Consider the following 19,853-nt stretch of genomic DNA (forward strand, 5'->3'; position numbering starts at 1 on the left):
GACCGTGCAGGACCGGTGACACCGGGCCGACGACTGCGCCGGCCGTGATGACGACATCACCGTTTCGGGAATACTCCCCTTCAACTGAGCAAGCATAGGGCATGGCACGAGGCGAGCTCCCACGCCTCCCACAACCGCCCGGGCCCGCCGAACCTTCCCGGAGCAGGCAGCCCCGTGGCGCGCTCCCCCCTCACTGGACGCAGAACTCGTTGCCCTCCGGGTCCTGCAGGACGATCCAGAACTCGCCGTTCTCGTCCATCTCCTGGAGCAGCGTCGCCCCCAACGCGACGAGGCGCTCGGTGTGCGCCCGGACGTTGCGTACGCGGTCGGCCCCCTCACCCTCGACGCCCACGTCGATGTGCATGCGGTTCTTGGCCGTCTTCGGCTCCGGGACCTGCTGGATGAAGATCCGTGGCCCCACGCCGTCCGGGTCCACGACCGCGTAGAACGCGTTGTACCGGTCCGGGCTCATGCCCCACGCGGCCATGGCGGACTCCCAGTCGGCGAACCCCTCCGGCGGGGGCTGCTCGACGTACCCCAGCGCGACGCACCAGAAGGCACCGAGGCCTTTCGGGTCGGCCGCGTCGAACGTGATCTGGACCGTGCGTGCCATGGCATCCCTCGTTCCGTCGCCGTCACCGGACCGACGACGTCGGCCCGGGCGTACCAGCGCTCAGGCAGTGGCCGACTGCATCTGCCGCAGCTCCTTCTTGAGCCCGGAGATCTCGTCACGCAGCCGCGCGGCGAGCTCGAACTGGAGCTCGGCCGCCGCCGCGTGCATCTGGTCGCTGAGCTCCTGGATGAGGTCCGCGAGCTCGCCCGCGGCGACCCCCGCGAGCCGGTTGGCCGTCGTCGCGCCCTCCTTGGGCCCCCCCGGGACCGGCGCGCGCCCCTTGCCGGGCTGGCGGTAGCCGCCGGCGAGGAGCTCCTGCGTGTCGATGTCCTCACGGGCGAGCATGTCCGTCACGTCGGCGATCTTCTTGCGCAGCGGCGTGGGGTCGACGCCGTGCTCCAGGTTGTACGCGACCTGCTTCTCGCGACGCCGCGTGGTCTCCTCGATCGCCTGTGCCATGGCCGGTGTGATCTTGTCGGCGTACATGTGGACCTGGCCGGACACGTTGCGGGCGGCACGCCCGATCGTCTGGATGAGGGACGTCCCGGAGCGCAGGAAGCCCTCCTTGTCGGCGTCGAGGATCGCGACGAGGGACACCTCGGGCAGGTCGAGCCCCTCACGGAGCAGGTTGATGCCCACGAGGACGTCGTACTCGCCCATGCGCAGCTCGCGCAACAGCTCGACGCGCCGCAGGGTGTCGACCTCGGAGTGCAGGTACCGGACGCGGACGTCGCGCTCCAGGAAGTAGTCCGTGAGGTCCTCGGACATCTTCTTGGTCAGGGTCGTGACCAGCACGCGCTCGTTGCGCTCGACCCGCTCGCGGATCTCGTGGAGCAGGTCGTCGATCTGCCCCGTCGTCGGCTTGACGACGATCTCCGGGTCGACCAGGCCCGTGGGCCGGATGATCTGCTCGACCACACCGTCCGACATCGAGAGCTCGTACTTGCCCGGGGTCGCCGAGAGGTAGACCGTCTGCCCGATCCGCTCGACGAACTCCTCCCAGCGCAACGGCCGGTTGTCCATGGCGCTCGGCAGGCGGAAACCGTGGTCGACCAGGTTGCGCTTGCGCGACATGTCGCCCTCGAACATCGCCCCGATCTGCGGGACCGTGACGTGGGACTCGTCGATCACGAGGAGGAAGTCCTCGGGGAAGTAGTCCAGCAACGTGTGCGGGGCCGTGCCGGCCTCTCGGCCGTCGATGTGTCGCGAGTAGTTCTCGATGCCCGAGCACGACCCGATCTGGCGCATCATCTCGATGTCGTACGTGGTCCGCATGCGCAGACGCTGAGCCTCGAGGAGCTTGTTCTGCCGCTCGAGCTCTGCGAGCCGCTGCTCCAGCTCGGACTCGATCGAGGTGATCGCGCGTTCCATGCGCTCCGGACCGGCGACGTAGTGCGTCGCCGGGAACAGGTTGACGCTCGTCTCCGAACGGACCACGTCACCCGTCAGCGGGTGCAGCAGGTGGATCGCCTCGATCTCGTCGCCGAAGAACTCGATCCGGATCGCGAGCTCCTCGTAGACCGGGATGATCTCCACGGTGTCGCCGCGCACCCGGAAGGTACCTCGCGTGAAGGCCAGGTCGTTGCGGGTGTACTGCATGGTCACGAACTGCCGCAGCATCGCGTCGCGCTCGACCTGGTCGCCGACGTCGAGACGGACCATGCGGTCCACGTACTCCTGCGGCGTGCCGAGGCCGTAGATGCAGGACACCGAGGCCACGACGACGACGTCGCGCCGCGTCAGGAGCGAGGACGTCGCCGAGTGCCTGAGGCGTTCGACCTCGTCGTTGATCGAGGAGTCCTTCTCGATGTAGGTGTCCGTCTGCGCGATGTACGCCTCGGGCTGGTAGTAGTCGTAGTAGGACACGAAGTACTCGACCGCGTTGTTGGGGAGCAGCTCCCGGAACTCGGTGGCCAGCTGGGCCGCGAGGGTCTTGTTGGGGGCCATGACCAGCGTGGGGCGCTGCAGCTCCTCGATGAGCCAGGCCGTCGTCGCGGACTTCCCGGTCCCCGTCGCCCCGAGCAGCACCACGTCCTTCTCACCCGCCCGTAGCCTCTGCGAGAGGTCGGCGATCGCGGTGGGCTGGTCACCTGACGGCGTGTAGTCGGAGATGACCTCGAACGGGGCGACGGTGCGCTGCAGATCGGTGACGGGACGCATGGTTCCACGGTACGGCGAACCACCGACAAGCGAACTATCGACCGCCGCTAGCCCACGGTCGACGAAGGCGCGACCTGAACGGGGACTTTCACCCGGCGAGGGATTTGGCGTGTCGCGACGGGGCCCAATACTGTGCCGGTGATCCTCGCGCATCTCCTGATATCCCCTGACAAACCAGACGTCGGGCCATCCTGGGCCGTGGATTAGTACGTAGACCTTACTTTCGGCCTCGACCCCGGAGACATCGATGTTCCTCAGCTCGACGCGCAGGACACCCCAGCGCACCCTCCTCGGCGCGCTCGCCGCCGGCGCCCTGACCACCGGCCTGCTGGGCCTCGGCGCGGCCCCCGCCCTCGCCACCACCCCGCTGCCCGCGACAGCCCTCGGGACCGACTGCCCCGACTTCACCGGTGGCCTCACGAACACGCCGCTGTTCACCGACAAGGGTGTGGCCGTCTTCGTCGGCGGCGACTACACCGCGCTGGGCGGGGCCAAGGAGTCCGAGGGCGTCCTCGTCTCCCAGGGGTCGGTGACCATCGACACGGGCGACCTGATGAACCTCGGCGTGGTCGGCGCCGGGTCCCAGTTCACGCCGCCGAGCGGCAGCGACATGGTCCTGGCCGCCGGGGCTGTGACCGTCAAGTCCGGACGTGTCGAGGTCGCCCACCGGCTCGACAAGGGCGGGAACGTCGTCGCCGGCGGCGCCATCGAGGGGACCTTCGAGCTCAACGGCGGGAAGAAGTCCCCGCACTCGCCCGTGCCCGCACCCCAGGCCAAGGCCCTCGGGGCCGAGCTCGACAAGGTCTCGGCCGACCTGGCGAGCAAGCCCGCGACCGGGAGCCTCGCCGGGAAGGTCCTGACCGGCGACGGTTCGTCCGCGGTACAGGTCTTCGACGTCTCCGCCGAGCAGGTGGCGAGCCTGCGCGGTGAGGTCACGTTCGAGAACGTCGGGGCGTCCGCACCGATCGTCGTGAACGTCTCGGGCAGGACGCCGGACCTCTCGCTGAACTACATCGCCGCGGGCAGCGACCGGATCGACGCGGGAGCGGCCCTCGGCAAGTGGGCCCCCCGCATCCTGTGGAACTTCCCCGACGCCACGAAGCTCACCATGACGAGCAGCAGCCAGACCGTCGGCTCGATCCTGGCACCACAGGCCGACGTCGCACAGAAGACCCACACCAACGGTCGGTTGTACATCGGTGGGGACCTGACGTTCGGCGGGGCGGGAGCCAGCGGCGGCCTCGAGCACCACAGCTTCCCGTGGACCGGTTCGGCGACGCTCGGCTGCGAGCAGCCCACCACCCCGAAGGACCCGGGGACGGGCGGCGAGGAGAAGGAGCCCGAGACCGGCACCGAGGAGGAGACCCCGGCCCCCGAGACGCCCGTGGAGAAGGAGACTCCGGCTCCTCTCGCCACCACCGCGCCTCCGGTCCCGCTGGACGAGGCCACCCCGGTCGCCGACCCCCAGCCGTCCCCGAGCGCCACTGCGCCCGCGAAGCCCGCTCAGACGGCGAGCGGCCAGGAGGAAGGCGGCCTCGCCGCCACCGGCGCGCAGACCGCGCTGATCGTCGTGGTCGCCGCGGCTCTCCTCGCAGGCGGCACCTGGCTCGTCCTGCTGGCGCGACGCAAGCGCACCACGAGCTGACGTCCCGCTGACGAACGGCCGAGGGCCCCCCGGGGGGGGCCCCCGGGGGCCCCCCCCCCCCCCCCCCGGCCCCGCCCGCGGCCCCGCCGGGCGCGCGCCCGGGCGCCCCCCCCGCGGGCCCCCCCCCCCGTCCCCGGCGTGGCCAGTGCCCGCTCGGACCTGCTCGCGGCCGCCGTCCCGTCAGTGCTCGGCGCCTGCCGAGACGGCGCGCGCCGCCTCGGGGGCGAGGCGACGGTCGAGGTCGGCCAGCGCCGTCTCCACGACGACCCGCAACGCCCGGACGTGAGCCGCGAGCGGCAGGGACCCGCCGTCGGGCGACGAACCTCCCGGGCCGCCCACCGCGGGCACGTGCACGAATCCCGCACGCACGTCGTCCCGCCCGTCGGCCCAGCGCGCGAGGTCGTAGAACGTCGCGTTGCACACGTACGTCCCGGCGGTGCTCGACACCGCGACGGGCACCCCGGCCTCGCGCACCGCGACCAGCGCCGGCTTGAGGGGCAGGGTCGTGAAGTAGGCGGCCGGGCCGCCCTCCACGACGGGGACGTCGACGGGCGCCGATCCCGCGTTGTCGGGGATGCGCGCGTCGACCACGTTGATCGCGACCCGCTCGAGGCGGACCGCGCTCGTCCCGCCCGCGAGGCCCACGGCCACCACGACCCGGGGCCGGTGCTCCTCGATCGCGGCCTCCAGGGCGGGCCACGCTCCCGCGAACGTGCACGGCAGCTCGACAGCAACGAGAGGCTCGGCCCCGTCCCACGCGTCACGCAGCGCGCTCACGGCCTGCCAGGAGGCGTTGGTCGCGGCGCCGTCGAACGGCTCGAAGCCCGAGAGCAGGACGGTCATGCGAGCTCCTCCGCGGTCTCGCGCACGACGCGTTCCCACAGGGCGTCCACCTCGGCACGCAGCGCCTCGGGCGTGCCGCTGCCGTCCAGCGTGACGTCGGCGACCGCGAGCCGCTCGGCGTCGGTGGCCTGCGCGGCGATCCGGGCCCGGGCCTCGTCCTCGCGCATGCCACGCGAGGTCACGAGGCGCTCGAGCCGCACGCCCTCGGGGGCGACGACCACGGCGACGAGGTGGAAGGACTCGGCCTGACCGGTCTCGACGAGCAGCGGGATGTCGTGCACGACGACGGCGCGCGGGTCACGCGCGGCGACGAGGGCCTCGCGCTCGGCCGACAGGCGACGGACCTCCGGGTGGACGATCCCGTTGAGCCGGCGCCGCGCCTCGTCGTCGCCGAACACGATGGTCCCGAGCCGTGCACGGTCGAGCGACCCGTCGGGTGCGAGGACGCCGTCGCCGAAGGCCTGGACGACCTCCTCGAGGCCCACGGTGCCGGGCGCGACGGCCTCACGGGCGAGCACGTCGGCGTCGATGACGCAGGCCCCGAGCTCGGCGAACCGATCGAGGGCCACGGACTTTCCTGCTGCGATCCCGCCGGTCAGGCCTACGCGAAACATGGGTCCATCCTGCCAGTCATGCCCCGTGCGCACGCCTCGAGGAGGCGCCGGCCTCCCCCGCCACGACGCGCAGCAGGCGCAGGAGCTCGTGCCGGTCGTCGGCGTCGAGGCGCGAGAGCAGGGTGCCCGCGCTCGTCTCACGCTCGGCGGCGACCGCAGCGAGGGTCTCGCGCCCCTCGTCGGTCAGCTCGACGAGGGTCGCGCGCCGGTCGGTCGGGTCCGGCAGCCTGCGCACGAGCCCGGCAGCCTCGGCGTCGTCGACCTTGGACGTCACGGACCGCGGGGCGACGTCGAGGATGCCGGCCAGCGCGCCGGGCCGCTGAGGGCCGTCGCAGCGGTCGAGCACCCGCAGCATGCGGTACTGCCCGGGCGTGGTCCGGGCGCGCTCGAGCCGCTCCCCCGCCTCCCTCCGGACGGCGCGCATCGCGGCGTGCAGCAGGGTGAGGAACTCGGCGTTCTCGGCGTCGAAGTCTGTCGTCACAGGCACGAGACTAGCCGTCCGACGACCTCTTGTGAACCAACTCATGGTGAGGTAGGCTCACTAACGGCGTCGAGGCCCCTCCTCCGCCGATCTCCCCTCCGACCCCCAGGAGGCTCCATGTCCTTCCCCTCGTCCTTCGGTGGCGGCTCCGGCATGCGCACCTTCCGCCAGGACTCGTCCGTGGCCAAGCAGCGGCTCCACCGCGGCACGGTCCGACGCATCCTCGCCTTCGCGCGCCCCTACAAGGCGCAGCTCGCGGTGTTCCTCGTGCTCATCGCCCTCAACGCCGCGGCAGGCGCCGTGACCCCGCTCCTGTTCAAGTCGCTCATCGACAACGGCATCACGGCCGGCCGTGTCGACGTCGTCGTCGAGATCTCGCTCGTCGTCGCCGGCATCGCGCTCGTGTCCGGTCTGCTCAGCATCGGCGAGCGCTGGTTCTCTGCCCGGGTGGGCGAGGGACTCATCTTCGACCTGCGCACCGCGGTCTTCGACCACGTGCAACGCATGCCGCTCGCCTTCTTCAGCCGGACGCGCACGGGTGCCCTCGTCCAGCGCCTCAACGGCGACGTCCTGGGTGCCCAGCAGGCGTTCACCTCGACGCTGTCCAACGTCTTCTCGAACCTGCTCACGGTCGTGTTCGTGCTCGCCGCGATGCTCTCGATGTCCTGGGAGCTGACCCTCATCGCGCTCGCCCTGCTCCCCGTGTTCGTGCTCCCCGCACGCTGGGTCGGCCGCAAGCTGGCCGGCATCACGCGCGAGAGCTACGCCCTCAACGCCGACGCCGCGCAGATGATGAACGAGCGCTTCAACGTCGCGGGCGCGCACCTGGTCAAGATCTTCGGCCGTCCCGAGCAGGAGTCGGCGACGTACGCCGAGCAGGCCGGCCGTGTGCGCGACATCGGCGTGACCTCGGCCATGTACGCGACCGTGTTCCGCGTCGCGCTCACGACGGTCGCCTCGGTCGCCGTCGCGATCGTCTACGGGCTCGGCGGCGTCATGGCCATCCGCGGCACGCTCACGGTCGGCGTCGTCGTCGCCCTCACGGCCTACCTCGCCCGCCTCTACGGGCCCCTCACCGCGCTGTCGAACGTCCAGGTGGACGTCATGACCGCGCTCGTGAGCTTCGAGCGCGTCCTCGAGGTCCTCGACCTCGAGCCGTCGGTCACCGACGCGCCGGACGCGCGCGACCTGTCCGACGACGTCGCTCGCCACGGCGCGACCCTCGCCCTCGAGCACGTCACCTTCCGCTATCCCGGCGCCGCCGACGTCTCGCTCGCCTCGCTCGAGGCCGTCGCGACCGTGAGCTCGGACCCGACCAGCGACACCCTGACGGACGTCTCGTTCGACGTCCCCGCTGGTGCGATGGTCGCGGTCGTGGGCCCCTCCGGTGCGGGCAAGACCACGATCTCCCAGCTCGTCACGCGGATGTACGACCCCACGGGCGGCGCCGTGCGCATCGCCGGGCGCGACCTGCGCGAGGTCACCCAGCGCTCGCTGCAGGACACCGTGGGCGTCGTCTCCCAGGAGGCCCATCTCTTCCACGACACGATCGCCGGCAACCTGCGCTACGCGAGGCCGGACGCCACGGACGCCGAGCTCTGGACGGCGCTACGCCAGGCGCACGTCGCCGATCTCGTCGAGTCCCTGCCCGCCGGCCTCGAGACCGTGGTCGGCGACCGTGGCTATCGGCTCTCGGGAGGCGAACGTCAGCGGCTCGCGATCGCGCGCCTGTTCCTCAAGGCGCCGGCCCTCGTCGTCCTCGACGAGGCGACCGCGCACCTCGACTCCGAGTCGGAGGCGGCGGTCCAGCTCGCGCTGGACGCCGCTCTCGACGGTCGGACGTCCCTCGTCATCGCCCACCGGCTGTCCACGATCCGCCAGGCCGACATGATCGTCGTGCTCGACCAGGGGCGCGTCGTGGCGACAGGCACCCACGCCGACCTCCTGCGGCTCGGTGGTCTCTACGCCGAGCTCTACCGGACGCAGTTCGCGACGGGCGACACGGCGAGCCCGTCCGACGAGGCGCGCGGGCCCCAGGACGCCGAGGAGAGCGTCGCGGTCTGACTCGCTCCTGGTCAGGCGAAGCGGCCCAGCCACAGCCCGGCGAGAGCGAGGGCCGCGATGGTCTCCCCGTCGCGGATGGTCCCGGCCGAGATCATCGCCAACGCCTCGGCGAACGGCACGGCCTCGACACGCGAGATGCCCTCCTCGGCCTGGCTCGACGACAGCCCCCGCACCGCGCGGCCCGGCGCATCGCTCCCGCTGGCCCCCCGCCGGTTCAGCGTCCCCGTCAGCCCCCGAGCCACGAACACGTGCTCGGGGGCGTTTGCGACTCCGATGAGAGCGTCCATACCACCGACCCGTGTCCACTCCCGGGCGCGGAGCCCCGTCTCCTCGAGGAGCTCCCGCTGGGCCGCGACGACGGGCTCCTCACCGTCGCTCGCCCCGGCCGGGACCTCGATCGAGAGCGTGTCGGTGGTGTAGCGGTGCTGCGTCACGAGCACCACCTCGTCGGCGTCCGTGAGGGCCACGACGAAGACCGCGGGCCATCGCAGCTCGACGACCCCGTAGATGCCCGGCGCACCGTCAGGCCGGGTCACGCGGTCCTCCCGCACCCTGATCCACGGGTTCTCGTAGGCGGTGCGGGTGCTCTCGGTGGTCCACTGCATCGTCACAGCCTAGGGGCCAGCCCCGGCACTCCTCGCCCTTGCCCTCGACGGGTAGGAGCCGGTCCCGGGGACGACGAAGGCCCGCCACCCGAAGGTGGCGGGCCTCGTCATGACATCACCCTGGCCGTGAGGCCAGGAGGAGATCAGTTACCGGTGAGCTTCTCGCGCAGAGCGGCGAGCGCCTCGTCGGAAGCCAGCGTGCCGGCAGCCTCCTCCTGGACCGGGGTCGAGGAGTAGGTGGCAGCGGAGCTCGCGGACTCGCCCGAGGTGGCAGCCTCGTCGTCGGCCTTGAGAGCCTCGGCGACCTGCTTGCGGTGAGCCTCCCAGCGCTCGTGAGCCTTCGCGTACTGCGACTCCCACGTCTCGCGCTGCGACTCGAAGCCCTCGAGCCACTCGTTGGTCTCGGGGTCGAAGCCCTCGGGGTACTTGTAGTTCCCCTGCTCGTCGTACTCGGCAGCCATGCCGTACAGCGCGGGGTCGAAGTCGTCCGACTCCGGGTCCACGCCCTCGTTGGCCTGCTTGAGCGACAGCGAGATGCGGCGACGCTCGAGGTCGATGTCGATGACCTTGACGAAGACCTCGTCACCGACGTTGACGACCTGCTCGGGCAGCTCGACGTGGCGGACAGCCAGCTCGGAGATGTGCACGAGACCCTCGATGCCGTCCTCGACGCGAACGAACGCACCGAACGGAACGAGCTTCGTGACCTTGCCCGGCACGACCTGACCGATGGCGTGCGTACGGGCGAAGGTCTGCCACGGGTCCTCCTGCGTCGCCTTCAGCGACAGGGAGACGCGCTCGCGGTCGAAGTCGACGTCCAGGACCTCGACCGTGACCTCCTGGCCCACCTCGACGACCTCGGAGGGGTGGTCGATGTGCTTCCAGGACAGCTCGGAGACGTGCACCAGACCGTCGACGCCGCCGAGGTCCACGAACGCACCGAAGTTGACGATCGAGGAGACGACACCGGGGCGCACCTGGCCCTTCTGCAGGGTCTGCAGGAAGGTCGAGCGAACCTCGGACTGCGTCTGCTCGAGCCACGCACGACGCGACAGGACGACGTTGTTGCGGTTCTTGTCGAGCTCGATGATCTTCGCCTCGATCTCCTTGCCGACGTACGGCTGGAGGTCGCGGACGCGGCGCATCTCCACCAGCGACGCGGGCAGGAAGCCGCGCAGGCCGATGTCGAGGATGAGGCCGCCCTTGACGACCTCGATGACGGTGCCGGTGACGACGCCGTCCTCTTCCTTGATCTTCTCGATCGTGCCCCAGGCACGCTCGTACTGAGCGCGCTTCTTGGAGAGGATCAGGCGACCTTCCTTGTCCTCCTTCTGGAGGACGAGGGCCTCGACTGCGTCACCGACCTTGACGACGTCCCCGGGGTCCACGTCGTGCTTGATGGACAGCTCGCGGGAGGGGATGACGCCCTCGGTCTTGTAGCCGATGTCGAGGAGAACCTCGTCACGGTCGACCTTGACGATCGTGCCTTCGACGATGTCACCGTCATTGAAGTACTTGATGGTGGCGTCGATGGCGGCAAGGAAGTCCTCTTCGGTGCCGATGTCGTTGATGGCAACCTGAGGTGCGGACTTCGCGGGGGTGGAGATGGTCATTGAGTTCGATGCTCCGATGCGGACAGGAAGTAGTTCGGATAGGGATGCTGCTGTGGTGGTCACCACCGGTGACCTCCGCTCCGAGCACGGAACGGCCCCGCCACGACGAACACGACGGACGCGTCACGTCTCAGGCAGGGGGTAGGGCGGTAGGCGCACTGCACCGTCAGACATCTTATCGACGGAAAGGCGACGCGGTCAAAGGGAGCCGGACCGGTGCACGCGCTCTCACCCGCTCGCCGCATCGAAGCCCGCCCGACCGCCGCCCCCGGTGCCGATCCCTGCCTGGAGCATGGACGCGGGGCGGGGCCCCCCCGGGGCCCCCCCCCGCCCCCCGCCCACCCCCCGCGGGCCCCCCCCGCGGGGGGGGGCGGGCCCGGGCGCGGCCCGCGGGGGCCCCCCCGGGGCCCCCGTCGCACATCCGCCGCCGAGGCGGCGACGAGGGTCAGGACAGGGCGTGCGCGACCCGCAGCAGCTCGGCGGGAACGTGCTTGACCTTGCCGGCGATCTCGTCGAGCGGGACGAGCACGACGCTCTCCCCGCGCAGCGCCGTCATGACCTTCGACTCGCCCCGCGAGATCGCGTCGACCGCGGCCACGCCGAACCGGCTGCCGAGGATGCGGTCCGTGGGGGTCGGCTCCCCGCCGCGCTGGACGTGCCCGAGGACGGTCAGGCGTGTGTCGAACCCGGTGCGCCTGGCGATCTCGGCCGAGACGCGCTCACCGATCGACCCCGCGATGATCTCGCCGTACTTGCCGAGCTCCTGCGTGAAGTTCATGCTGCTGCCCTCGCGCGGCACGGCTCCCTCCGCGACGACCACGATCGAGAAGTTGGCGTGCGCACGGTGGCGGTGACGCAGGAACTTCTCGATGGCGTCCATGTCGAACGGGTCCTCGGGGGCGAGCACGACCTCGGCACCACCGGCGATGCCGGCGTTCACGGCGATCCAGCCCGCGTGGCGCCCCATCACCTCGACGACCATGACGCGGTTGTGGCTCTCCGCGGTCGTGTGGACGCGGTCGATCGCCTCGGTCGCGATGTTGACGGCAGTGTGGAAGCCGATCGACAGGTCGGTCCCCTCCACGTCGTTGTCGATCGTCTTGGGGATCGCGACGATGTTGACACCCGCGTCCGCGACCTTGCTCGCAGCGTGCAGCGTGCCGTCGCCACCGATGCAGATCATGGCGTCGAGACGCTCGGCCTCGACCGTCGCGAGGACCGCGTCGATCCCGCCGTCGGAGGCGTGGGGGTGGAAGCGGGCTGTCCCCAGGAGCGTTCCCCCGACGGGCAGCACGTTACGGATGTCCTGGCGCCCGAGCGGGAGGATGTCGCCGTCGACGACGCCCTTCCAGCCGTTGCGGAACCCGATGATGGTGTGTCCGTACTCGCCCATCCCCTGCTTGACGACGGCCCTGATGGCCGCGTTCAAACCGGGGCAGTCCCCGCCACCTGTGAGCAGACCGATGCGCAACTCGAACCTCGTCTCGTGATGAGTGATCGTCGGAAGGCGGACCAGCGCCATCGCTCGACCGACCAGCCCCCACCCTATCGATCACCTGGGGCGATACCGCGGAACGACCCTCCTCGCGAGACGATGGATGCATGACGGATGAGACGATCGGGTCGGTCGGGTACCGCGACGTGCCCGCTGAGCAGGGTGGGGCCGCGAGCCGCACGTGGTGGGACGCCAACGCCGAGGAGTACCTCGACGAGCACGGGGACTTCCTCGGCGCGGTCGACTTCTGCTGGTGCCCCGAGGGGCTGCGCGAGTCCGAGGCGCACCTGCTGGGCGACCTCGACGGCCGCCGCGTGCTCGAGGTCGGCGCCGGCGCGGCACAGTGCTCGCGCTGGCTCGCGTCGCGCGGCGTCGAGGTGGTCGCGACCGACGTGTCGGGCGGCATGCTCGCCACGGGGGCGCGGCTCAACGCCGCGACGGGCGTCGCCGTGCCGCTCGTCCAGGCCGACGCGCGCAGGCTCCCGTTCGCCGACGGGAGCTTCGACGTCGCGTTCACGTCGTTCGGCGCCATCCCCTTCGTGCCCGACGCCGCGGCGATCCACCGGGAGGCCGCTCGCGTCCTGCGCCCCGGCGGGGCATGGGTGTTCTCGGTGACGCACCCCTCGCGCTGGGCGTTCCCCGACGACCCGAGCGAGCACGGGCTCACGGCGAACCGCTCGTACTTCGACCGGCGCCCCTACGTCGAGACCGACACGGCCGGACGCGTGACCTACGCCGAGTACCACCGCACGTTCGGCGACCATGTGCGCGAGGTCGTGGGCGCCGGTCTCGTGGTCGAGGACGTGGTCGAGCCCGAGTGGCCCGTCGACAACCAGGAGGTCTGGGGCGGATGGGGGCCGGTCCGGGGCGCGTACCTGCCGGGCACGGCGATCTTCCGGACGCGCCGGGCGTCCTGAGGCCACCGGGCCGACCGTCCCTGGTCGACGGCGCGGACGCCCGCGGCGGGCGTCGGCGCGCGCTGCTCACGCCCGGCACGGTGAATGTCACCATGGGTTGACACTCGTGGAGGCGTCAACGTATGTTGACAGGGTGGCGCGTACCACCCGACCGGAGGACACCCGATGAAGGAGCCCGACATGACGACGCTCGTCCGCGCGGCCGACGACGACGACCCGCTGCACGCCCTCGCGGCCCTCCGCGACCTGCGGCACGAGGCCGACCGGCGCGAGACGCTCGTGGTCCGGCGCGCACGTTCCCGGGGCATCTCCTGGGCCGCGATCGCGACGATCCTCGGGGTCAGCCGCCAGGCCGTCCACAAGAAGTACGGCGGATCGCGCTTCGCCCGGTCATGAGCATCGACCGGGCGCCGGGCGGGGGCTCGCGCACCCGCCCGGCACCTGGCCGCGACTCAGTGGCCCGCGTCGTGCCAGGTGCGTCCTGCCCCCACCGAGACGTCCAGGGGCACGTAGAGGTCGGCTGCGGCGCCCATCTCACGGCGCAGGAGCTCCTCGACGGCGTCCCGCTCTCCCGGGGCGACCTCGACCACGAGCTCGTCGTGCACCTGGAGGAGCAGGCGCGAGCGCAGGTCCTGCTCGTCGAGCGCGCGCTGGACCCCCAGCATGGCGACCTTGATGATGTCGGCCGCGCTGCCCTGGATGGGGGCGTTGAGCGCCATGCGCTCGGCCATGTCGCGGCGCTGGCGGTTGTCGCTCGTGAGGTCGGGCAGGTAGCGCCGACGACCCAGGATCGTCGCGGTGTAGCCCGTGACCCTGGCCTCGTCGACGACTCCCGTGAGATAGTCGCGCACGCCGCCGAAACGCTTGAAGTAGTCCTCCATGAGGCCCGCTGCCTCCCCGACGGAGATGTTGAGCTGCTGCGAGAGGCCGAACGAGGACAGGCCGTACGCCAGGCCGTAGGACATGGCCTTGATCTTGGAGCGCATGGCCGGGGTGACCTGGTCCGTCGGGACGTCGAACACGCGCGAGCCCACGTAGCTGTGCAGGTCCTCGCCCGAGCGGAACGCCTCGATGAGCCCTTCGTCGCCCGACAGGTGCGCCATGATGCGCATCTCGATCTGGCTGTAGTCCGCCGTCAGCAGCGTCTCGTAGCCCTCGCCGACCACGAACGCCCGGCGGATCCGTCGGCCGGCCTCGGTGCGGATGGGGATGTTCTGGAGGTTCGGGTCGGTCGAGCTCAGCCGCCCCGTCGCCGCGATGGTCTGCTGGAACGTCGTGTGGATGCGTCCGTCAGGTGCGACCGACTTGAGCAGGCCCTCGACCGTCTGGCGCAGGCGCGTGGCGTCGCGGTGCGCGAGCAGGTGCTCGAGGAACGGGTGGCCGGTCTTGGCGAACAGGTCCGCCAGGGCCGCGGCGTCCGTGGTGTAGCCGGTCTTGATCTTCTTGGTCTTGGGCATGCCCAGCTGGTCGAACAGGACCTCCTGGAGCTGCTTGGGCGAGCCCAGGTTCACCTCGCGGCCGATCACGTCGTAGGCCTCGGAGGCGGCGGCCGCCACGAGCTCGCCGAAGTGCTTCTCGAGCTCGGTGAGGTACTCGACGTCCGCGGCGATGCCGCGCGCCTCCATGCGGGCGAGCACGTCGACGAGCGGGAGCTCGAGGTCCTTGAGCAGGTGGGCCGCGCCCCGGTCGCGCAGCTCCCCCACCAGCACCTCCGAGAGGTCGAGGACGCCGGTGGCCCGCACGGCGTCCCGCTTGTCCTCGCCCGAGCCGTCGAGCGACAGGTCGAGCGCCCCCTGGGGCTCGTCGACCTCCTCGACGCGCAGCTCACGCTTGAGGTGCCGGATCGCGAGGTCCCCCAGGTCGTAGCCGCGCTGGTCGGGGTGGCACAGGTAGGCCGCTAGCTCGGTGTCGAACACGACCCCCTGCAGGTCGAAGCCGCGAGCGGCGAGCTCGTGCCAGGTCGCCTTGGCGCCGTGGACCACCTTGGGTGCGTCGGCGTCCGCGAGCCACGCCGACAAGGCCTGCTCGTCGACGACCGCGACGTCGGCGAGGTCCACGGCGACGGCCGCGGCGCCGTCGTCCGCCACCGCGAGCGACCACGCGTCACCGCCGACCGGGGCGGCCTTGCCCGCGACCACGAGGCCCACGGGGCGCTCCTTGCGGGCCGTGAGCCAGCCGCCGAGCTCGCCCTGCCCGAGCGTCGCGAGCGAGACGTCGAAGCCCTCCTCGACGTCCTCCTCCCCCTCCGGGGCGAGCGCGAACAAGCGCTCGCGCAGGGCCGTGAACTCCAGGGCGTCGAACACACGGTGCATGGCCTCGCGGTCCCACGGCTGGGCCAGCAGGTCGTCCGGGCCGAGCGGGAGCTCCATGTCCGTCAGCAGGGCGTTGAGCTGCCGGTTCAGGCGCACCTGGTCGAGATTGGCCCGCAGGTTCTCCCCCGCCTTGCCCGTGATCTTGTCGGCCGAGGCCAGCACGCCGTCCAGGCCGTCGTACGCGTTGATCCACTTGGCGGCCGTCTTGGGGCCCACGCCCGGGATGCCCGGCAGGTTGTCGCTCGTCTCCCCCACCAGGGCCGCGAGGTCCGGGTAGCGCTCGGGCGGGACGCCGTACTTGTCGAGCACCGCGTCCGGCGTCATGCGCGCGAGCGTCGAGACACCGACCTTCGGGTAGAGCACCGTGACGTCGTCCCGGACGAGCTGGAACGAGTCGCGGTCCCCCGAGCAGATCAGGACCTCCATGCCCACGGCCGCGGCCTGCGTCGCGAGGGTCGCGAAGATGTCGTCCGCCTCGAAGTTCTCCTTCTGCAGGACGGGGATGTTGAGCGTCTCGAGGATGTCCTTGATGAGCGGGACCTGGCCCTTGAAGGGCTCGGGGCTGGCGTCGCGCGTGCCCTTGTACGTCGGCAGGACCTCGGTGCGGAACGACGCGCGCCCCGCGTCGAACGCGACCGCGACGTGCGTCGGCTTCTCGTCGCGCAGCAGGTTCGTCAGCATCGAGACGAACCCGTAGACGGCGTTCGTCGACTGACCGGTGGTCGTCGAGAACTTCTCGACCGGCAGGGCGAAGTAGGCCCGGTAGGCCATCGAGTGTCCGTCGATCAGCAGGAGGCGAGGTCGCGCAGTGGTGGTCACGAGTGCAAACCTATCCGCTATGACTGACACGTACGGAGCCGAGAGCCCGACCACCTCCCCCGACGACGCGGCGCTCGAGGCGCTGCGTGCGAGCACCGTGGGCACCCTCATCGAGCGCATGGGCATCACGCTCGACGACGTCGCCCCCCACCGCGTGACCGGCAGCATGCCGGTCACCGGGAACACCCAGCCCGCGGGGCTGCTGCACGGCGGCGCGTCGGTCGTGCTCGCCGAGACGCTGGGCTCGATCGCGGCCCAGATCCATGCGGGCGAGGGCCGCGCGGCCGTGGGTATCGAGATCAACGCCACACACCACCGCGGGGTGCGTTCGGGCGCGGTGCACGGCGTCGCGACCGCGCTCCATCTCGGGCGCACCACCGCGAGCTACGAGATCGTCGTCGTCGACGACGAGGACCGCCGCGTGTGCACCGCACGCCTGACGTGCATGGTGCTCGACGGGCGCTGAGCCACCTCACGGACGCTCAGCGGCCTGGGGTCTCCTGCGCCGGCGACGCCCCGACGGCGAAGGGCCCGGCTCGTAGGACGAGCCGGGCCCTTCGCGTGGATCGGGGTCAGCGGACCGCGGGCTCGCTCACGAGCGGAACGTCGAGACCGGCGGCAGCCTCGCGACGGTAGTCGTCCTGGAAGGCCCGGAGGTCGACGGGACCCGTCTGACCGTCGGTCCGCGCCTTGCGGCGGCGCGCGATGAGGTCCTCCAGGCTGCGGGCGCCCCGACGCAGGGTTCCCGAGTCAGCGGCGAGACGGCGCTGGAGCACCGACGTCGAGACGACGCGGTGCCCGGCGGCTGGCGCGAAGCCGAGCCGCGCGAGGAAGCGCTGCACGCCCCGGGAGCCCGGGATCGGTACCGAGAAGACGTCGATCGCGCCGTGCTCGGCCGCGAGGTCGGCGGTGGCCGTGAGCAGTGCGTGCCCCACCCCGCGGCGCCGTGCGTCCTGCGACACGTAGAGCGCCTCGATGTACAGGCTCGGCTCGTCGTTGAAGAGGTGCGGGTCGAGCACACGGGCGAGGAGGAAGCCGACCGGGACGTCGTCGTGGAAGGCGACGAGCGCCGTACCGCCGGGGACCGACAGGAGGACTCGGAGCTGGCGGACCAGCTTGGACTCGTCCGAGAGGCAGACCTGAGGGCCGGCCGCGGACTCGCGGCGCGCCTCGGCACAGAGTGCAGCGACACCAGGGAGGTCGTCGCCGACCGCAGGCCTGACCACTACTGCTGCACGCACGTGGAACCTCCTCGTAGGATCCTCCGACCGCGGAGCACCCCGGCGGCAGCAGAGCTATCTGCCACCGACGAGCGCCCCCGGTCATCGATCGACTGATGCTTCGTGGGAGTCCGGATCGTCGAACTCGTCGTCCTGGACACCTGTCCATGACGATAGCCTTCTTGAGCGTCCCGAACAAAGAGGCTGTTCACGACCCGATTCACGCCGTGCCGCACCGGATCAGGCGCCGCCGACCTGCTCGATGACGGCGTCCGCGACCTCTCGCATGGTCAGGCGACGGTCCATAGACGTCTTCTGGATCCAGCGGAAGGACTCGGGCTCGGAGAGGCCCATCTTGGTCATGAGGAGGCCCTTGGCGCGGTCGACGCGCTTGCGGGTCTCGAACCGCTCGGCCAGGTCCGCGACCTCGGCCTCGAGCGCGCTGATCTGCGAGTAGCGGGAGATCGCGATCTCCACGGCCGGCAGCAGGTCGGCGGGGCTGAAGGGCTTGACGACGTACGCCATCGCGCCGGCGTCGCGGGCACGCTCGACCAGCTCGGTCTGCGAGAACGCCGTCAGGAGCACCACGGGGGCGACGTGCGCCTTGCCGATCCGCTCGGCCGCCGAGATGCCGTCGAGCTCGGGCATCTTGACGTCCATCACGACGACGTCGGGCTTGAGCTCCAGCGCGAGCTTGACCGCGGTCTCACCGTCGCCCGCCTCGCCGACGACGTCGAAGCCCGCCTCGCGGAGCGTCTCGACGACGTCCATGCGGATCAGCGCCTCGTCCTCCGCGACGACGGCACGGCGGGCGGGGCGACCGCCCGACGGCGCAGCGGGGGCCTCGGGCTCAACGCTCGGTTCGGGCTGGATCAGGGGGGGCAGGTCGAGCGGTGCCGTGGCATCGGGCTGCGCGTTGTCGTCACTCACGTCCCTCATCGTAGTGGGAGAACCCCTCGATCGCCCTGCACCTGGGGTGTGATTCTCGTTTCGTCCCGGTTCTGTGGTTCGATGGTCCACGCACCGCAGCGGACTCCTCGTGATCCCCTGACGGCCCGTGCCCCGGTAGCCCAACCGGCAGAGGCGTTCGGCTCAAACCCGATCCAGTGTGGGTTCGAATCCCACCCGGGGCACCCCAAGATGCAGGTCAGCGCGTTGGCGCCTGGCCTGCATCGTCGCTTCTCGGGCGAGATCAGCGCTGGTCGACGCAAGCGCGTCTGTCCCGAACCTCGGCCGTGGTACGCATCCCGTGCGAGTGCCGCCCGACCCGCCTAGCGTCGGAGATGCTCCGCACCCGCTCGTCCAGGAGGCGGCGAGCTTCTGCGGGGCACGCGACGACAGGAGCCGCGATGAGCACCGAACCGTACGACCCCGAGGTCGACCCCGACGTCGACCCGGACAGCCTCAACCCCCGCACCGACGAGGGCACCTCTGACCTCGAGGACTTCGAGGACCAGGACGCCGCCCCCGAGGGCCTCAACCCCCGCAGCCAGGGTGCCGAGGACGAGCCGCAGGTCGGCGACGACCCCACGGGGTTCGACGACTGAGAAGCCGCTGCGGCGGATCATTGAAGGGAGACGAAGCATGGCGACTGGAGAAACCGGGTTCGACGACGTCACGTTCGACCTGATCTCGGTGCAGTACCACTCGCTCAAGGCGGGCCACGACTACGGCCAGTACGTGCGTGATGCCCGCAACGCCGGCAAGGACGAGATCGCGGACTTCTTCGAGTCCGTGATGGCACAGGACTCCGAGCGCGCCCAGCGCTGCCACGAGTTCCTCGCCGACCTCACCCAGCACGGCACCTCGGCCACCTCACCCCAGCAGGGCAGCGGGGGCTGATCCCAGGACCCGTCGGGGTGGTGACGAGAGCCAGGACGCGAGAGCGAACGTGACAGGTGCGCGGGACGTCTTGTGCGGACGAGCCGCCCACCCTCGCCACCACCCACGACGGCATCCACGGTCTCCTGGCTGACGGTCAGGTACCGTCGTCGCCGACGACGAAGGCCTGTCGGTAGAGGCGGGCAGCCACGTCGACGACCTGGTCGGTCAGGCGTGCGAACGGCCTGACCGACACGAGCAGCGGTTCGCAGTCCGGCCCGCGGCCCACGACCACGCCCGTGAGCTCCCAGGCATATCGGTCCCCTTCGGCGAGGTGGACGTCCTGATGCAGCTGCCGCGCCACCCAGTGCGGCACCGGCCAGTTCCTGGCGTTCCAAGGACCGGTGAGCCGCCTGCCTGACTCGTTCGTGCCATCGACCGTACCCACGAGCCCCGCTTCTCCAGTGCAGAGCGTCTTCTGAGTGGCAAGTCCCCTTCATCCCCCCAGCGTGGAGAGCGCCGACGTCGGCTCGCTGCGGGTTGGCCCGCGCGGGGTGCGACGGCAGTCAAGGAGCGGACCATCATACGCGCGCGACTCGGTGGCAGACTGGACCTAGAGGACAGGAGGGCG

At 71.1% G+C, this 19,853-nt stretch carries 19 protein-coding genes and 1 tRNA gene; 8 read left to right on the forward strand and 12 right to left on the reverse strand.

What is annotated here, in order from left to right; translation table 11 throughout:
* Positions 1-190: 190 nt before the first annotated feature.
* Positions 191-613, reverse strand: coding sequence for a VOC family protein (locus WFH32_RS10805; protein WP_191796835.1), 423 nt, complete (start codon positions 611-613; stop codon positions 191-193).
* A 60-nt stretch (positions 614-673) separates the two neighbouring features.
* The gene (gene uvrB, locus WFH32_RS10810; RefSeq protein WP_191796834.1) at positions 674-2,773 is read right to left on the reverse strand and encodes an excinuclease ABC subunit UvrB; all 2,100 of its coding nucleotides are present in this window, start codon (positions 2,771-2,773) and stop codon (positions 674-676) included.
* A gap of 247 nt (positions 2,774-3,020) precedes the next feature.
* Here uvrB and WFH32_RS10815 point away from each other — a divergent pair, with 247 nt between their 5' ends.
* Entirely contained in the window at positions 3,021-4,418 is a 1,398-nt protein-coding gene (locus WFH32_RS10815) for a choice-of-anchor A family protein (protein ID WP_336707386.1), read from the forward strand.
* Between the two features lie 180 nt (positions 4,419-4,598).
* Here the strand turns inward: WFH32_RS10815 and WFH32_RS10820 are convergent, their stop codons facing one another.
* From WFH32_RS10820 to WFH32_RS10830, 3 genes are read right to left on the reverse strand one after another with little or no spacing between them, the layout of a single operon-like run.
* Positions 4,599-5,261, reverse strand: coding sequence for a pyroglutamyl-peptidase I (locus WFH32_RS10820; protein WP_191796832.1), 663 nt, complete (start codon positions 5,259-5,261; stop codon positions 4,599-4,601).
* A complete protein-coding gene (coaE, locus tag WFH32_RS10825) occupies positions 5,258-5,875 on the reverse strand; it encodes a dephospho-CoA kinase (protein WP_191796831.1) in 618 nt (205 codons plus the stop codon). The genes WFH32_RS10820 and coaE overlap by 4 nt, the downstream gene beginning before the upstream one ends.
* A 16-nt stretch (positions 5,876-5,891) precedes the next feature.
* Complete coding sequence (locus WFH32_RS10830) at positions 5,892-6,356, reverse strand: MarR family winged helix-turn-helix transcriptional regulator (protein ID WP_336707388.1); 465 nt, start codon at positions 6,354-6,356, stop codon at positions 5,892-5,894.
* Positions 6,357-6,473: 117 nt separating this feature from the next.
* Between WFH32_RS10830 and WFH32_RS10835 the strand changes: the two genes are divergently transcribed.
* Positions 6,474-8,420: an ABC transporter ATP-binding protein gene (locus WFH32_RS10835; RefSeq protein ID WP_336707390.1), complete on the forward strand. Its 1,947-nt coding sequence runs from the start codon at positions 6,474-6,476 to the stop codon at positions 8,418-8,420.
* A gap of 11 nt (positions 8,421-8,431) precedes the next feature.
* On the opposite strand, the gene WFH32_RS10840 is transcribed toward WFH32_RS10835, so the two are convergent.
* The 3 genes from WFH32_RS10840 to WFH32_RS10850 all read right to left on the reverse strand — a co-directional run bounded on the left by WFH32_RS10840 (position 8,432) and on the right by WFH32_RS10850 (position 12,109).
* Positions 8,432-9,025 carry an NUDIX hydrolase gene (locus WFH32_RS10840; RefSeq protein WP_336707391.1) on the reverse strand — a complete coding sequence of 198 codons (594 nt, stop codon included), beginning with the start codon at positions 9,023-9,025 and terminating at the stop codon, positions 8,432-8,434.
* Between the two features lie 143 nt (positions 9,026-9,168).
* Positions 9,169-10,638 (reverse strand): 30S ribosomal protein S1, encoded by a 1,470-nt coding sequence (gene rpsA / locus WFH32_RS10845; RefSeq protein ID WP_138824533.1) that lies wholly within the window; start codon positions 10,636-10,638, stop codon positions 9,169-9,171.
* A gap of 445 nt (positions 10,639-11,083) precedes the next feature.
* Positions 11,084-12,109 carry a 6-phosphofructokinase gene (locus WFH32_RS10850; RefSeq protein WP_191796828.1) on the reverse strand — a complete coding sequence of 342 codons (1,026 nt, stop codon included), beginning with the start codon at positions 12,107-12,109 and terminating at the stop codon, positions 11,084-11,086.
* Between the two features lie 131 nt (positions 12,110-12,240).
* Between WFH32_RS10850 and WFH32_RS10855 the strand changes: the two genes are divergently transcribed.
* Positions 12,241-13,050 carry a class I SAM-dependent methyltransferase gene (locus WFH32_RS10855; RefSeq protein ID WP_191796827.1) on the forward strand — a complete coding sequence of 270 codons (810 nt, stop codon included), beginning with the start codon at positions 12,241-12,243 and terminating at the stop codon, positions 13,048-13,050.
* A 180-nt stretch (positions 13,051-13,230) separates the two neighbouring features.
* Positions 13,231-13,446 carry a hypothetical protein gene (locus WFH32_RS10860; protein ID WP_336707394.1) on the forward strand — a complete coding sequence of 72 codons (216 nt, stop codon included), beginning with the start codon at positions 13,231-13,233 and terminating at the stop codon, positions 13,444-13,446.
* 56 nt (positions 13,447-13,502) lie between these two features.
* Here WFH32_RS10860 and polA read toward each other — a convergent pair whose 3' ends face one another.
* Entirely contained in the window at positions 13,503-16,133 is a 2,631-nt protein-coding gene (gene polA / locus WFH32_RS10865) for a DNA polymerase I (RefSeq protein ID WP_442946330.1), read from the reverse strand.
* A gap of 67 nt (positions 16,134-16,200) precedes the next feature.
* Between polA and WFH32_RS10870 the strand changes: the two genes are divergently transcribed.
* Entirely contained in the window at positions 16,201-16,647 is a 447-nt protein-coding gene (locus WFH32_RS10870) for a hotdog fold thioesterase (protein ID WP_336707396.1), read from the forward strand.
* A gap of 106 nt (positions 16,648-16,753) precedes the next feature.
* Here the strand turns inward: WFH32_RS10870 and WFH32_RS10875 are convergent, their stop codons facing one another.
* Together WFH32_RS10875 and WFH32_RS10880 are read right to left on the reverse strand one after the other, a co-directional pair.
* Positions 16,754-17,422, reverse strand: coding sequence for a GNAT family N-acetyltransferase (locus tag WFH32_RS10875; RefSeq protein WP_191796823.1), 669 nt, complete (start codon positions 17,420-17,422; stop codon positions 16,754-16,756).
* A gap of 219 nt (positions 17,423-17,641) precedes the next feature.
* Positions 17,642-18,340 (reverse strand): ANTAR domain-containing response regulator, encoded by a 699-nt coding sequence (locus WFH32_RS10880; protein WP_138824538.1) that lies wholly within the window; start codon positions 18,338-18,340, stop codon positions 17,642-17,644.
* A 120-nt stretch (positions 18,341-18,460) separates the two neighbouring features.
* Here WFH32_RS10880 and WFH32_RS10885 point away from each other — a divergent pair.
* The 3 genes from WFH32_RS10885 to WFH32_RS10895 all read left to right on the forward strand — a co-directional run bounded on the left by WFH32_RS10885 (position 18,461) and on the right by WFH32_RS10895 (position 19,243).
* Positions 18,461-18,534, forward strand: a tRNA-Leu gene (locus WFH32_RS10885).
* A 216-nt stretch (positions 18,535-18,750) separates the two neighbouring features.
* Complete coding sequence (locus WFH32_RS10890) at positions 18,751-18,948, forward strand: hypothetical protein (RefSeq protein ID WP_336707397.1); 198 nt, start codon at positions 18,751-18,753, stop codon at positions 18,946-18,948.
* A gap of 37 nt (positions 18,949-18,985) precedes the next feature.
* The gene (locus tag WFH32_RS10895) at positions 18,986-19,243 is read left to right on the forward strand and encodes an acyl carrier protein (RefSeq protein ID WP_336706192.1); all 258 of its coding nucleotides are present in this window, start codon (positions 18,986-18,988) and stop codon (positions 19,241-19,243) included.
* A 136-nt stretch (positions 19,244-19,379) separates the two neighbouring features.
* Here WFH32_RS10895 and WFH32_RS10900 read toward each other — a convergent pair whose 3' ends face one another.
* Positions 19,380-19,598, reverse strand: a complete 219-nt coding sequence (locus WFH32_RS10900) for a DUF6098 family protein (protein WP_336707398.1) — start codon at positions 19,596-19,598, stop codon at positions 19,380-19,382.
* Positions 19,599-19,853: the final 255 nt, after the last annotated feature.

Source organism: Oerskovia sp. USHLN155 (assembly GCF_037145535.1).
In the GTDB taxonomy this organism is placed as follows: Bacteria; Actinomycetota; Actinomycetes; order Actinomycetales; family Cellulomonadaceae; genus Oerskovia; species Oerskovia rustica.

Coding starts and splice junctions, on each gene's coding strand:
- WFH32_RS10805 (WP_191796835.1), bottom strand. CDS start 613: ATGGCACGCACGGTCCAGATCACGTTCGACGCGGCCGACCCGAAAGGC.
- uvrB (WP_191796834.1), bottom strand. CDS start 2,773: ATGCGTCCCGTCACCGATCTGCAGCGCACCGTCGCCCCGTTCGAGGTC.
- WFH32_RS10815 (WP_336707386.1), top strand. CDS start 3,021: ATGTTCCTCAGCTCGACGCGCAGGACACCCCAGCGCACCCTCCTCGGC.
- WFH32_RS10820 (WP_191796832.1), bottom strand. CDS start 5,261: ATGACCGTCCTGCTCTCGGGCTTCGAGCCGTTCGACGGCGCCGCGACC.
- coaE (WP_191796831.1), bottom strand. CDS start 5,875: ATGTTTCGCGTAGGCCTGACCGGCGGGATCGCAGCAGGAAAGTCCGTG.
- WFH32_RS10835 (WP_336707390.1), top strand. CDS start 6,474: ATGTCCTTCCCCTCGTCCTTCGGTGGCGGCTCCGGCATGCGCACCTTC.
- WFH32_RS10840 (WP_336707391.1), bottom strand. CDS start 9,025: ATGCAGTGGACCACCGAGAGCACCCGCACCGCCTACGAGAACCCGTGG.
- rpsA (WP_138824533.1), bottom strand. CDS start 10,638: ATGACCATCTCCACCCCCGCGAAGTCCGCACCTCAGGTTGCCATCAAC.
- WFH32_RS10855 (WP_191796827.1), top strand. CDS start 12,241: ATGACGGATGAGACGATCGGGTCGGTCGGGTACCGCGACGTGCCCGCT.
- WFH32_RS10860 (WP_336707394.1), top strand. CDS start 13,231: ATGACGACGCTCGTCCGCGCGGCCGACGACGACGACCCGCTGCACGCC.
- polA (WP_442946330.1), bottom strand. CDS start 16,133: ATGGCCTACCGGGCCTACTTCGCCCTGCCGGTCGAGAAGTTCTCGACG.
- WFH32_RS10870 (WP_336707396.1), top strand. CDS start 16,201: ATGACTGACACGTACGGAGCCGAGAGCCCGACCACCTCCCCCGACGAC.
- WFH32_RS10880 (WP_138824538.1), bottom strand. CDS start 18,340: ATGAGGGACGTGAGTGACGACAACGCGCAGCCCGATGCCACGGCACCG.
- WFH32_RS10890 (WP_336707397.1), top strand. CDS start 18,751: ATGAGCACCGAACCGTACGACCCCGAGGTCGACCCCGACGTCGACCCG.
- WFH32_RS10895 (WP_336706192.1), top strand. CDS start 18,986: ATGGCGACTGGAGAAACCGGGTTCGACGACGTCACGTTCGACCTGATC.